Genomic DNA, 13,263 nt, shown 5'->3' with positions numbered 1-13,263 from the left:
CTTCAACCAAAACATTGAGGTGATCGATTTCCGTATGTATAGTCCTGTTCTGTTCAGTGCCGCTCACGTCACGTGGGAGAGAGCGTGGACATCACGATTCAAAGGAGAACCGCCGTGGACGAGGGGAACCTCCGCGCCGACTGGACGCGCGAGCACTGGCTCGCCGTCGCGGACGCGCTCCTCGCCGCGGTGGCCCCCCACGCCAGCGCCGGCCACGGCCGGATCACCCTCCCCGGCGCCGAGGGCGGCTACGGCCGCGCGGTCGACGGCCTCGAGGGCTTCGCCCGCACCTTCCTGCTCGCCGGCTTCCGCATCGCCGGAGCGCGCGGCGAGGGTGTCGACGAGCTGATCGACTTCTACCGCCGCGGCGTCGAGACCGGCGTCGACCCCGACGCGGAGGACCGCTGGGTCCGGATCGACGAGCACGCCCAGGCCAAGGTCGAGGCGGCGTCGATCGCGCTGGTGCTCGACCTCACGCGGCCGTGGATCTGGGACCGCCTCGACGCGCGGACCCAGCAGCGCGTCGTCGACTACCTCGCCCCCGTCGTCGGCGACGACAGCTACCCGCAGACCAACTGGGTCTGGTTCCGCCTGGTCGTCGAGACCTTCCTCCGCTCGGTCGGCGGCCCGTGGTCCGCGCAGGACGTCGCCGCGGACCTCGCCCGGCACGACTCCTTCGTCCGCGAGGACGGCTGGCTCGCCGACGGCGCGGAGCGCGCCTACGACCACTACGTCGGCTGGGCCCTGCACGTGTACCCGGTGCTCTGGGCGCGGATGTCCGGCGCGGCCGAGCTGGCCGCCCCGCGGGCCGCCGCCGACGTCGCCCGGCTCGACCGCTACCTCGACGACGCCCTCGCGCTGGTCGGCGGCGACGGCTCGCCGCTGCTGCAGGGCCGCAGCCTGATCTACCGCTTCGCCGCCGCCGCGCCGTTCTGGGCCGGCGTGATCGCCGAGGTGCCCTCGCACGCCCCGGGCCGGCTCCGCCGCGCCGCGAGCGCGATCGTCGGACACTTCGCCGAGAACGGCGCGCCCGGTGAGGACGGCCTGCTCTCGATGGGCTGGCACGACCCGTGGCGCGAGCTCGCGCAGTCCTACTCCGGCCCCGGCTCGCCGTACTGGGCGGTCAAGGGCATGCTCGGCATCCTGCTCCCGGCCGAGCACCCGGTCTGGTCCGCGGCTTCCGAGCCGCTCCCGATCGAGCAGGGCGACGACCTCCGCGCGATCGTCTCGCCCGGCTGGATCGTCTCGGGCACGCAGGCCGACGGCATCGTCCGCGTCGTCAACCACGGCACCGACAAGGCGCTGCCCGGCGCGACGACCGGCGACTCCCCGCTCTACGCCCGCCTGGGCTACTCCACCGCCACTGCGCCGCTGCTCGACGAGCGCGGCTGGACGGAGGCGCTCGAGCAGAGCGTCGCGCTGGTCGACGCTGTGGGCGACGCGACCCACCGCACCGGCATGATGCTGACCGAGGTCCGCCTGGACGCGGACGGCCGGGTCGGCGTCGCCGGCTCGAGCTGGGACGCGCACTGGATCACCCCGGAGCGCAGCAGCCACCGCCACGGCGAGGGCCTGCGCGGAGCCGTCCGCGCCGCCGGCCGGATCAGCGCGCACTCGCTGGTCCGCGGTCCGTGGGAGCTGCGCCTCGTCCGGATCGACGAGCTCGCCGAGGGCGTGCGGCCGGAGGAGGTCGCCTTGCGCATCGGCGGCTGGGCGATCGCCGGCGAGCGGATCGACGCGACCGCGGACGGCGCGACGGCTCGAGCGACCGCCGGGGTCCTCACGAGCACCCTGACCTCCCTCACCCCCGGCGCCGCCCCCGAGGTCGTCGCCCGCGACGGCGCGAGCCCGCTCGGCCCCGCGGTCGGCGTGCCGACGCTCACCCTCCCGGCGGAGGTCGACGCGCTCGTCGTCGCGCTGGTCGGCCTCACCGGTGACGAAGCAGCCGGCTCGGAGGCCCCCGTCGCGGGCCCCGCCGCCGTCGACGTCGCCGCCGTCGATATCGCCCTCGACGGCGACGCCCTGTCCGTGACGGCGACCTGGCCCGACGGCCTCGTCACCGAGCACCGACTCCCAGATTCCGGACGCGCCGCTCGGCAGCTCCGGTACCCGAGGACCCGAGGTGGAGTCCCGGACGCAGATGCAAAGGAGCAGCACGCATGAAGAGAAGATTCGCCGCAGCCGGAGTGGCCCTGGTCGCCGCCCTGTCCCTCACCGCCTGCTCGGCGGGGGGCGGCGGTGACGCGCCCGCGGCCGACGGCCCGATCACGCTCAGCCTCTCCGGCTGGAGCCTGAGCACGACGCCGGAGTTCCAGGCGCTCGCCGACGCGTTCCACGAGAAGGACCCCGACGTCACCATCGAGGTCAAGGAGTACGACGCGACCAACTACGACACCCTGATGACCGCGGACCTCGCGGCCGGCAGCGGTCCGGACATCGTCACGCAGAAGAACGTCAAGAACGTCGTCACCTACCAGGCCGGCGGCCAGCTCCTCGACGTCTCCGACATCGAGCTGCCCGACGACCTCGGCGGCGTGGAGGCCTACCAGGTCGACGACAAGCAGTGGGCGGCGCCCTACCGCCAGGACTCCTGGGTCCTCTTCTACAACAAGGCCCTCTTCGACCAGGCCGGCGTCGCCTACCCCGACGGCTCCTGGACCTGGGACGACTACGAGGCCACCGCCGAGCAGCTGACCACCGCGCTCGCCGCGGCCGGCAGCAGCGCCGCCGGCACCTACGAGCACAGCTGGCAGTCGACGGTGCAGGGCTTCGCGAGCGCGCAGACCCCGGACATCGACATCCTCGACGCCGATTACGGCTACCTCGAGCCCTACTACGAGCGCGCCCTCGCGCTCCAGGACGCGGGTGCGCAGGCGGAGTACAACACGATCGTCGCGAACAAGCTCACCTACCAGGCCGAGTTCGGCAAGCAGAACGCCGCGATGATGCCGATGGGCACGTGGTTCGTCGCGTCGCTGATCGCCCAGCAGGCGTCCGGCGACTCGGACACCTTCGACTGGGGCTTCGCACCGATCCCGCAGTTCGACGAGTCGACGACCGGCATGGACCAGACCCCCGTGACCTTCGGCGACCCGACCGGCTTCGGCATCAACGCCGGCATCGACTCGGGCAAGCAGGCCGCGGCCAAGGAGTTCCTCGAGTTCGCGTCGAGCGAGGAGGGCGCGGAGGTCGTCGCCTCCCTCGGCATCACCCCGGCCCTGACCAGCGACGCGGTCGCCGAGACCTACTTCGCGGTCGACAGCGCGCCGACCGACGAGGTCTCGAAGTTCGCCTGGTCGTCGCACGACACGAAGCCGGAGAACCCGACCTCGGCCAAGACGGCCGCCGTCCAGAACGTGCTCCTCGACCTGCACACCGCCGTCATGTCGGGCTCGACGAGCCTCGACGACGCCGTGAAGACCGCCGAGGACCGCGTGAAGAACGAAGTCGGCACGAACTGACTCCCCGCGGTGGGGGGGCCCCCCCCGCGCGGCCCCCCCCCCCCCCCCCTCTTCTTCCCCCTCGGACCCTGGAGGTCTCATGACGACCCTCGCCGCCGCGGACGCCGGCCCGTCGACTCCGCCGACGCCGTCGCCCCTGCCGCCCCGACGACGACGCTCCGCGTACGCCGTCCGGAACATGCTGATCGGCTGGACCTTCATCCTCCCGAACTTCCTGGGCTTCGCCGCGCTCACGCTCGTGCCGGTGATCACCCTCTTCTACATGTCGATGACCGACTGGAACGTCTTCGGTCAGGCGAACTGGGTCGGCATCGCGAACTTCCAGCGCCTGATCGGCGACGCGAGCTTCCGCATCGCGCTGCTGAACACGCTCTACTACGCCGCGCTGCACATCCCGCTGACACTCGTCGTCTCGCTCGGGCTCGCGCTGCTGCTCAACAACAAGCTCCGCGGCGTCGCGTTCTTCCGCACGGCCGCGTTCTTCCCCTACATCACCTCGATCGTCGCGATCGCCGTGGTCTGGAACCTGCTCTTCAGCCCGGAGTACGGCCCGATCAACCAGCTGCTCGGCCTGATCGGCATCTCCGACCCGCCCGGCTGGCTGACCTCGTCCGAGTGGGCGATGCCCGCGGTCGTGATCATCAGCACCTGGCGGGACATGGGCTACTACATGATCCTGTTCCTCGCCGGGCTGCAGACCGTGCCGCGCGAGCTGCACGAGGCCGCCCGCGTCGACGGCGCCTCGGTCTGGCAGCGCTTCGTCAACGTGACGATCCCGTGCCTGCGGCCGACCACCTTCTTCGTGACGGTGATGCTCACCATCAACTCGTTCAAGATCTTCGACCTGATCCTCGTGATGACGCAGGGCGGCCCGGGCCAGGCGACCCTCGTGCTCTCGCAGTTCATCTACCAGAAGGGCTTCCAGGAGAACCAGTTCGGCTACGCGTCGGCGGTCTCGGTCGTGCTCTTCCTGCTCTGCATCCTCGTGACGCTGGCCCAGTTCTTCCTCAACCGAAGGAGCGAGTCCCGATGACCGGACTTCTCATCCCCGACGGCGCTCCCACCGTCGTCGGCGTGAACGAGCCGCTGCCGCCGCGCCGCAAGGAGGCCGGCCGCTCCCCGGCGCGCAGGGCGGGCCGCGTCCTCGGCTACGCGGTGATGATCATCGCCGCGGCGGCGCTGCTGCTGCCGTTCTTCTGGATGATCACGAGCTCGGTGAAGACGCCGAACGAGGTCTTCTCGGTGCCGGTGAAGTGGTTCCCGGAGACCTGGGTCTGGAGCAACTACGTCCAGATCTGGACCCAGTCGGGCATGCTCACCTGGATCCGGAACACGCTGCTGCTCGCGGTCGTCGTCACGATCCTGCAGGTGGTCACCGGCTCGTTCGCGGCCTACGGCTTCTCGCGGATGCGCTTCCCCGGCCGCGACGTGCTGTTCCTGGTCTACATCGGCACGATCGCGGTGCCGTGGCAGTCGTACATGATCCCGCAGTTCATCCTGCTGTCGAACCTCAAGGTCTCGAACACCCTCTGGGCGATCATCCTGATCCAGGCCTTCGGCGCCTTCGGCGTGTTCCTGATGAAGCAGTTCTACGAGACGATCCCGGAGGAGCTCTCCGAGGCCGCGCGGATCGACGGCCTGAGCGAGTACGGCATCTGGGCGCGGATCATGGTGCCGCTGTCGATCCCCGCGATCGCGAGCCTCACGCTGCTGACCTTCGTCGCCACCTGGAACGACTACCTCGGGCCGCTGATCTACCTGCGGAACCCGGACCTGTGGACGATCCAGCTGGGACTGCAGAGCTTCGTCAGCACCCTCTACGACGCCAACTACGCGCTGCTGTTCGCGGGCCTGGTCATCTCGGTGGTCCCGATCGCCGTGATCTTCCTCCTCGGCCAGAAGTACTTCGTCGAGGGCATCGCGACCAGCGGACTGAAGGGCTGATCGTGCGCCGCATCCCGAACGGCCTCTACGCCTCGCTCTTCGGTGTCGCCTACCTGATCCTGGTGACGAACGTGCTGCTCCTGGTCGCCTGCCTGCCGCTCGTGCTGCTGCTGGTGACGACGGATCCGGTGCTCTCCTGGCCGCTCCTCGCGGTGGCGCTACCGCTCTGCGCGCCGGCCCTGATGGGCGCCGCCGCGGTCTTCGCGGCGCACTCGCGCGGCGAGACCGCGGTCGTGCGGACGTTCTGGCGGGCGTGGCGCGCGAGCTGGCGCCGCCCCGTGTGGTTGCTGACCGCCGCCACCGCGGTCGTCGTGCTGGTGCTCGTCGACGTGCGGTTCCTCGCGCCGACGCAGATCGGCGTGGTCGTCATCCCGTTCCTCGCGGTCATCGCCCTGCTCGTGGTCGGCTGCGTGCCGGTGGCGCTCGTCGCCCTCGCGGAGGCGAGTGGATCGACGCTCCGGCAGGCCGTGAAGGCGGCGGTGTTCCTCGCCGCCCGCCGCTGGCACCTGTCGGTGGTCTCGCTGCTGGTGCTCGCGTTCCAGGCGTACCTCTTCACCGCCTCGCCCGCGCTCGCCCTCGGCGTCTCGGCCGCTCCCGCCCTCTACCTGGTCTGGGCGAACGCCCGGTTCACCCTCCGCCCCGCGCTCGCCGCCGACCAGCCGGTCGCGGCCTGACCTCCCACGAAGGACTCTCCCCATGACGACCACTCCACCCACCACGGGGAGGACGACCACCGAGCAGGCCGTGGCGGACGCCCTCGAGGTCGTCCGCCGGATGATCGGGGCCTTCGGCTCCGCGTATCCCGACGACACCACCACGGACGGCCGCTACCCGATCCGCCCCGCGGCACAGGGCTTCGCGGCCGGCGCCAACCGCGGCTGGACGACGAGCTTCTGGCCGGGCATGCAGTGGATCGCCTGGGAGGCGACCGGCGAGGACGTCTTCCTCGACGCCGCCCGCGGCCACCTGCAGGACTTCGCCCGCCGCGTGCGGGAGGGCGAGGACCTGGAGACCCACGACCTCGGCTTCCTCTACACGCTCTCCTGCGTCGCGCCCTTCCGGCTCCTCGGCGACGAGCTCGGCCGCACCGCGGCGCTCGAGGCCGCCGAGCACCTGATGACGCGGTTCCTGCCGACGGCCGGCATCGTCCAGGCCTGGGGCGACCTCCGCGACCCGAAGCAGCGCGGCCGCACGATCATCGACTCGCTGATGAACATGCCGCTGCTGACCTGGGCCGGCGAGCAGACCGGCGACCCGCGCTACGCCGAGGCCGTCGCGCGCCACATCGAGGCGCTGCGGGTGAACATCCTCCGCCCCGACTCGTCGACCTTCCACACCTTCTACTGGGACGCCGAGACCGGCGAGCCGCTGCGCGGCGGCACCGAGCAGGGCGCGTTCGACGACTCCTGCTGGGCACGCGGGCAGGCCTGGGGCGTCTACGGCTTCGCGATGGGCTTCCGCGTGCTCGGCGACGACGCGCTGCTCGAGGCGTCGCGGGCCTGCGCCGAGTACTTCCTCGCGCACCTGCCGGGCGACCTCGTGCCCTACTGGGACCTCGTCTACGCGGAGGGCAGCGACGCGCCCCGGGACAGCTCGGCGGCGGCGATCGCGGTCTGCGGACTGCTCGAGCTGGCGCTGGTCGAGACCGACGCCGAGTGCGCCGTGCGCTGGCGCGACGCCGCGCACCGGATCCTCGCGGCGCTGATCCGGGAGTGCGCTCCCGAGAGCCCCGAGGCCGCGGACACCGTCCTGCTGCACAGCGTCTACGACCTGCCGAAGAACGTGGGCGTCGACGAGGGCACGCTCTGGGGCGACTACTTCTACCTGGAGGCGCTGATGCGCGTCTCGCGACCGGAATGGCGGCCCTACTGGTGAGACTCGTCCGATTCGAGAGCGCCGAGGGCGCTCGGACCGGGGTCGTGCTCGACGGCGACGGTGACGGCGACCGGGTCCTCGACCTGGGTGCCGCGACCGTCACGGAGCTGCTCGCCGACCGCGCGCTGCTGACCGCGGCCCGGGCGGTCGGCACTGCGACCGTGCCGCTGGACTCGCTCCGCCTCCTGCCGCCGGTCGTGCCGGGGAAGATCCTCTGCATCGGCTACAACTACCGCGGGCACGTGCCCGCCGGCGGCGAGGACCGGCCGGTGCCGACGACCCCCGACGTGTTCGTCAAGACGCCGAACACCCTCGGCGCCCCCGGCGACCCGGTGACCCTGCCGCTGACGGCGACCGACGTCGACTACGAGGGCGAGATCGCGCTCGTGATCGGCCGCGGCGGGCGGGACATCCCGCTCGACGAGGCGGCCGGCCACATCGCCGGGTACACCGTGATCAACGACGTCTCCGAGCGCACGTGGCAGGGCCGCTCCAGCCAGTGGACGCTCGGCAAGTGCTCCGACGGCTTCGCCCCGCTGGGCCCGTGGCTCGTGACGCCGGACGAGATCGCGGACACCGGCGACCTCCGCGTCGAGGTGGTCCGCGACGGCGTCGTCACCGTCTCGCAGAGCACCGCCGACCTGGTCTTCAGCATGGCGGCGCTCGTCCACCACCTCAGCGAGGGGATGACCCTCGAGCCGGGCGACGTGATCGCCACCGGCAGCCCGCAGAAGCTGCCGGAGGCGCTCGCGGCGCACCGCCCGCTGGCCGACGGCGACGCGGTGACGATCCGCGTCGACGGCATCGGCTCCCTCACCACGACCTTCCGAAAGGGACGACCATGACCGCCGACGCCTTCACCCTCGACGCCTTCCGGCTCGACGGCCGGGTCGCCGCCGTCACCGGGACCAGCCGGGGCATCGGCCGCGGCGCCGCGCTGGCGCTCGCCGGGGCCGGCGCCGACATCGCGCTGATCGACCGGGGCGACGCGAGCGAGACCGCCGAGCTGATCCGCGGGCTGGGCCGCCGGGCGCACCTGATCCGCCGCGACTTCGCGACCGCGACGTCCGAGGAGCTGCACTCCGCGATCGACGAGGTCGTCGCCGAGCTCGGCCGGATCGACGTGCTGGTCAACAACGCCGGCACGATCAAGCGCACCCCCGCGGCCGAGCACAGCGCCGCCGACTGGGACGAGGTGCTGAAGGTGAACCTCGACTCGGTCTTCCACCTCACCCAGGCGGCCGGCCGGCGGATGATCGCGCAGGGCTCGGGGCGGATCATCACCGTCGCCTCGATGCTGTCCTTCCAGGGCGGGATCACCGTGCCCGGCTACACCGCGTCGAAGCACGCGGTCGCGGGGCTGACCAAGGCGTTCGCCAACGAGTGGGCCGCCTCCGGGGTGACCGTCAACGCGATCGCGCCCGGCTACCTCGCCACCGACAACACCGCGGAGATCCGCGCCGACGAGGCCCGCGAGGCGTCGATCGTCGCGCGCATCCCGGCCGGCCGCTGGGGCACGCCCGCCGACCTGCAGGGCGCCTTCGTGTTCCTCGCGTCGGACGCCGCCGCCTACGTCACGGGGACGATCCTCCCCGTCGACGGCGGCTGGCTCGTGCGCTGACGCCGACCGGCTCCCCGAACCCACCCGACCAGAACCGACCCGACAGGAGTCTCCCCATGGAGCAGCGCTACGCCACCAACCCCTCGCAGATCCCCGGCATGAGCACCGAGGACCTGCGCCGGGAGTACCTCGTCCCGGAGGTGTTCGTCGCCGGCCAGATCACGCTGGTCTACACGCACCACGACCGCATCGTGCTCGGCGGCGCCGTCCCCGCGGGACAGCGGCTCGAGCTGACCGGCTACGAGGAGATCCGCAGCGAGACGTTCCTCGAGCACCGCGAGCTCGGGATCGTCAACGTCGGCGGCACCGGCACGGTGACCGCGGACGGCGAGACGTACACGCTGGTGCCGGGCGCGTGCCTGTACCTGGGGCGCGGGATCGAGGCGGTGGCGTTCGAGGACGCCGACGCCGGCTCGACTGACTCCGGCGCGCAGTTCTACCTCTTCTCCGCCCCCGCGCACACGAGCTACCCCTCGGCGCTCGTCGCGCCCGGCGAGGGCACCGTCCGCGAGCTCGGCGAGCAGGCGACGAGCAACCGCCGCACGCTCAACCAGTACATCCACGAGAACGGCGTGCGCAGCTGCCAGATCGTGATGGGCGTGACGACCCTGCACGAGGGCTCGATGTGGAACACCATGCCCGCGCACACCCACGACCGCCGCACCGAGTGCTACCTCTACTTCGACCTGCCCGAGGACGCGCGCGTGATCCACCTGCTCGGGGAGCGCCAGGAGACCCGGCACCTCGTCGTGGCCGACCGCCAGGCGATCCTCTCGCCGAGCTGGTCGCTGCACTCCGGCGTCGGCACCGCCGCGTACTCCTTCGTCTGGGCGATGGCGGGCGAGAACCAGGCGTTCGACGACATGGATGCGGCGCCGGTGAAGGACCTGGCGTGACGTCCGGATCCGCTGTCGGCGGCGTGCTGCTGGCCATGGGGGAGACCATGGCCGTGCTGGTGCCCTGCGGCGGCTCCGTCGCCGACGCGGACGACTTCCTGGTGGACGCGGGCGGTGCGGAGTCGAACGTGCTCGCGCACGCGGCGGCGCTCGGCGTCCCCGTGCGCTGGCACAGCCGGCTCGGTGCCGACGCGCTCGGCGAGCGGGTGCTCCGGCAGCTCGCGGCGCGGCGGATCGACGTCTCGCGCGTCGTCCGCGACCCCGGTCATCCCACCGGCGTCTACGTGAAGGACCCCGGCCGCGGAGTCTCCTACTACCGAGCGGGATCGGCCGCCGCGTACCTCGACACCGCCGACGCCGATGCCGCCCCGTTCGACGACGTGGCGCTGCTGCACCTGTCCGGGATCACCGCGGCGCTCTCGGAGCCGGCCGACCGGTTCCTCCGTCGCGCGGCCCTCCGCGCCCGCGAGTTCGGCATTCCGGTGAGCCTCGACGTCAACTACCGCGCCGCGCTCTGGAGCGTCGATCGGGCGGCGCCGGTCCTCGCCGAGCTGGTCCGGCTGGCCGACGTGGTCTTCGTCGGCCGCGACGAGGCGGAGACCCTGTGGGGCACCCGCACCGCCGAGGACGTCCGGGCGCTGTTCCCGGACGTCGCCGAGCTGGTCGTCAAGGACGGCCACATCGGCGCGACGGCGTTCTGCGCCGATGCCGACGCTGCCGGCGGGGTCTTCGAGCCCTCGCACGAGGTGGAGGTGCTCGATGCGGTCGGCGCGGGCGACGCCTTCGCCGGCGGCTACCTGGCCGCCCTGCTCCAGGGCGCCGACCCCGGAGCACGCCTGCGCCGCGGCCACGACCGCGCCGCCCTCACCCTCGCCGTGGCGGGCGACTCCCTCGACGAGAGAACGGCACGACGATGACTGTGTTCACCACCACCCCCGCGACCACCCCGACTGCAAGCCCGACCGCGAGCCCCTTCGACGAGGTCTTCGCAGGCGCCCCGCTGATGGCGATCCTGCGCGGCATGGGCGTGGAGCGCTCGATCGCCCTCGCGACGACCGCCTGGGACCTCGGCATCGACTCGGTCGAGGTGCCGCTGCAGACCGCGGAGGACGAGGTCGCCCTCCGCGAGGTCGCGCGCCTGGGCGCCGAGCGCGGCAAGACCGTCGGAGCGGGCACGATCGTCCGCCCCGAGCAGGTCGCGCTCGCCCGCGAGGCCGGCGCCGGCTACCTCGTCTCGCCGGGCCTCGACCAGCGCATCCTCGCCGCGGCCGGCGCCGTCGACCTCCCGCTGCTGCCCGGAGTCGCGACGCCGTCGGAGGTGCAGCTCGCCGCCTCGCTCGGCCTCACCTGGCTGAAGGCCTTCCCCGCCACCTGGCTCGGCGCCGGCTGGTTCAAGCACATCCGCGGCCCCTTCCCCGGCATCCGCTTCGTCGCGACCGGCGGCCTCGACGCCGCCAACGTCTCCGACTTCCTCGACGCCGGCGTCCGCGTCGCCGCCGTCGGCTCCGCCCTCGAGGACCCGGCCCAGCTCGCCCGCCTCGGCGCCCTCCTCGCCGCCGCCCGCCCCTGACCGCCGCGTCTCGATACGCGCTGCGCGCTCCTCGACCAGCATGTCCGTGGCGCACGCCGATGTGACTGCGCGCACTGCATGCTGATCGAGTAGCCCGCCTCGCGGGCGTATCGAGATCCACGCGCGTCAGAGCTTCGGGGGCATGCCTGGTCACGGTGGGTCTCGATACGCGCTGCGCGCTACTCGACCAGCATGGGTCGGGGCACGCCGACGCGCTGTGCACCCACTCCATGCTGATCGAGTAGCCCGCTTCGCGGGCGTATCGAGATCCACCACCGTCAGAACGGTGCGGGAACAGTGTCGAAGCGAGGCCCCGGCGGAGGATTCGGCGGCCGCCCGGGCAGAGGTGGTGGCCGGTTGCTGATCCGCCGCCCGGTCGGGCTCGTCCACTCGAGCGTCCCGTCGTCATCGATCCGGTCGTAGCTCCACTGCTCTCCGTGCCGGACGTGGTGGTGGGACGTGCAGAGCACGACGAGGTTCTCGAGCGAGGTCTCCCCGCCGTTGCGCCACTCGATCGAGTGGTCCGCCTCGGCCCTCGATGCAGTCCGAGTGCAGCCGGGGAAGCGGCAGGTCTGATCGCGGAGCTGCAGGTGCAGGCGCATCTGCGGCGGTGGGACGCGCCAAGTTCGGCCGACGGAGGTGACGGCGCCGGTGTCCGGATCGGTCAGGACCCGGGTGAAAGACGCCGCCGTGCGGATCAGCTCGCGGGCGACGTCGGCGGGCACGGGTCCGTAGCCGTCGAGGTCCGCGGGCGCGTCGTCGAGACCCACGGCGGTCGACGCCGCGAGCGTCAGTCGTACCTCCGCGCGGACACCGGGGACGAAGGTCGGGTCCGGCCGGTGCTCGGCGTTCGGCTTGGTGCCGGCGATGTCGCCGTCGCAGAGCAGATCGACCGCCGCATCGGCGCTGAGCTGCTGGAGTGTGCGCGGGTCGCCGTCGTCGCGAAGGGTGCGGGCGATGCGGCGCGGCCGGTCGTAGGCGCCCGTCACCGCCGGTGCGGGAGCGTGGACGCAGAGGGTCGCCATTCCGTCGACGTCCGGGGTGACCCAGACCGCGCGGTCCTGGCAGGCGCGGGCGTGGCGCTCGGCGAGGGGCTGCTCGTGCAGCTCCTCGCGCCAGCGACTGAGAGCTCGGCGCAGCTGGGTCGTCGTCATCGTGAGGGCGGCGTCGGCGGCGCGCTCGTCGAGTGCCGCGCGAGAGGCCTCGGGGAGGCTGCTCGCCGCTCTGCAGACGGCCTCGCCGGCCTCCCAGAGGATCCGCGCGTCGCGGAGCAGGGCGCGGGTGAGGGGAAGGTGCTCCATCAGCATCTCCGCGGTCTCGAGCCGTCGGCAGACCTCCCGCTCGGACACGCCGAGCGTTACCGCGAGCTCGGCTCGGATCGAGCGCTCGACGAGATCGCGGGTCTCGCTCCGGGACGCGCCGCGGGCGAACGATTCCGGGACGGTGAGCGCGACGCGGTAGCCGCGGTGCATCCGCTCGGCCGCCCTCAGGCGCGTCGGGGAGGCGGCGCGCTCGGCGGCCGCGGAGTCGTCGAAGCAGTTGCGCACCTCCGCAAGTGCTGCTGCATTCTCATCTTCTGCCATACGTATATTGAACCAGTGACCACCGACATCGAAGCGGGGGCAAGGGCCGATCGGGGGAGAGGGCAGGCGGATCGGGGGTTGGGGAGGAGGCTCGTTCCCGGATGTCTCGGTGATGGTGGGTCTCGATACGCCGCCGGAGGCGGCTACTCGACCAGCATGAATCGACCAGCGGCTTGCGCGACCAGCAGGGAGTGCCCTGCGGGCTGCGCGACCGGCATGAGGCGGTCGGCCAGGCACCCTGGCCGCGGACTGCGCCCCCCATGCTGATCGAGTAGCCCGCGCAGCGGGCGTATCGAGATCCACCCGGTCCGAG

Annotated in this window: 12 protein-coding genes; 11 read left to right on the top strand and 1 reads right to left on the bottom strand. The window is 72.3% G+C overall.

The window, feature by feature from the left end:
* Nucleotides 1-114: 114 nt before the first annotated feature.
* The 11 genes from MT353_RS14165 to MT353_RS14115 all read left to right on the top strand — a co-directional run bounded on the left by MT353_RS14165 (nucleotide 115) and on the right by MT353_RS14115 (nucleotide 11,367).
* Nucleotides 115-2,163 carry a DUF2264 domain-containing protein gene (locus tag MT353_RS14165; protein WP_243624900.1) on the top strand — a complete coding sequence of 683 codons (2,049 nt, stop codon included), beginning with the start codon at nucleotides 115-117 and terminating at the stop codon, nucleotides 2,161-2,163.
* Nucleotides 2,160-3,461 (top strand): extracellular solute-binding protein, encoded by a 1,302-nt coding sequence (locus tag MT353_RS14160; protein ID WP_132435616.1) that lies wholly within the window; start codon nucleotides 2,160-2,162, stop codon nucleotides 3,459-3,461. The genes MT353_RS14165 and MT353_RS14160 overlap by 4 nt, the downstream gene beginning before the upstream one ends.
* Before the next feature lie 79 nt (nucleotides 3,462-3,540).
* The gene (locus tag MT353_RS14155; protein WP_123447343.1) at nucleotides 3,541-4,494 is read left to right on the top strand and encodes a carbohydrate ABC transporter permease; all 954 of its coding nucleotides are present in this window, start codon (nucleotides 3,541-3,543) and stop codon (nucleotides 4,492-4,494) included.
* Nucleotides 4,491-5,405, top strand: a complete 915-nt coding sequence (locus tag MT353_RS14150; protein ID WP_123736087.1) for a carbohydrate ABC transporter permease — start codon at nucleotides 4,491-4,493, stop codon at nucleotides 5,403-5,405. Before MT353_RS14155 ends, MT353_RS14150 begins: the two co-directional genes overlap by 4 nt.
* 2 nt (nucleotides 5,406-5,407) lie before the next feature.
* The gene (locus tag MT353_RS14145) at nucleotides 5,408-6,079 is read left to right on the top strand and encodes a ferredoxin-NADPH reductase (RefSeq protein ID WP_243624899.1); all 672 of its coding nucleotides are present in this window, start codon (nucleotides 5,408-5,410) and stop codon (nucleotides 6,077-6,079) included.
* A gap of 22 nt (nucleotides 6,080-6,101) precedes the next feature.
* Nucleotides 6,102-7,280 (top strand): glycoside hydrolase family 88 protein, encoded by a 1,179-nt coding sequence (locus MT353_RS14140; protein WP_243624898.1) that lies wholly within the window; start codon nucleotides 6,102-6,104, stop codon nucleotides 7,278-7,280.
* Nucleotides 7,277-8,125 (top strand): fumarylacetoacetate hydrolase family protein, encoded by an 849-nt coding sequence (locus MT353_RS14135; protein ID WP_243599480.1) that lies wholly within the window; start codon nucleotides 7,277-7,279, stop codon nucleotides 8,123-8,125. The genes MT353_RS14140 and MT353_RS14135 overlap by 4 nt, the downstream gene beginning before the upstream one ends.
* The gene (kduD, locus tag MT353_RS14130; RefSeq protein ID WP_243624897.1) at nucleotides 8,122-8,901 is read left to right on the top strand and encodes a 2-dehydro-3-deoxy-D-gluconate 5-dehydrogenase KduD; all 780 of its coding nucleotides are present in this window, start codon (nucleotides 8,122-8,124) and stop codon (nucleotides 8,899-8,901) included. Before MT353_RS14135 ends, kduD begins: the two co-directional genes overlap by 4 nt.
* 56 nt (nucleotides 8,902-8,957) lie before the next feature.
* On the top strand, nucleotides 8,958-9,797 hold the full coding sequence (gene kduI / locus MT353_RS14125) for a 5-dehydro-4-deoxy-D-glucuronate isomerase (RefSeq protein ID WP_243624896.1): 840 nt from the start codon (nucleotides 8,958-8,960) through the stop codon (nucleotides 9,795-9,797).
* The gene (locus MT353_RS14120) at nucleotides 9,794-10,714 is read left to right on the top strand and encodes a sugar kinase (protein ID WP_243624895.1); all 921 of its coding nucleotides are present in this window, start codon (nucleotides 9,794-9,796) and stop codon (nucleotides 10,712-10,714) included. The genes kduI and MT353_RS14120 overlap by 4 nt, the downstream gene beginning before the upstream one ends.
* A complete protein-coding gene (locus tag MT353_RS14115) occupies nucleotides 10,711-11,367 on the top strand; it encodes a bifunctional 4-hydroxy-2-oxoglutarate aldolase/2-dehydro-3-deoxy-phosphogluconate aldolase (protein ID WP_243599484.1) in 657 nt (218 codons plus the stop codon). The genes MT353_RS14120 and MT353_RS14115 overlap by 4 nt, the downstream gene beginning before the upstream one ends.
* 278 nt (nucleotides 11,368-11,645) lie before the next feature.
* Here MT353_RS14115 and MT353_RS14110 read toward each other — a convergent pair whose 3' ends face one another.
* Nucleotides 11,646-12,950, bottom strand: a complete 1,305-nt coding sequence (locus MT353_RS14110; protein WP_243624894.1) for an HNH endonuclease signature motif containing protein — start codon at nucleotides 12,948-12,950, stop codon at nucleotides 11,646-11,648.
* Nucleotides 12,951-13,263 lie beyond the last annotated feature (313 nt).

The sequence above is a fragment of the Rathayibacter sp. VKM Ac-2927 genome, from assembly GCF_022815525.1.
In the GTDB taxonomy this organism is placed as follows: domain Bacteria; phylum Actinomycetota; class Actinomycetes; order Actinomycetales; family Microbacteriaceae; genus Rathayibacter; species Rathayibacter festucae.
Note: the sequence above shows the minus strand (reverse complement) of the source record. Positions and strands in the feature narration are given on the sequence as shown.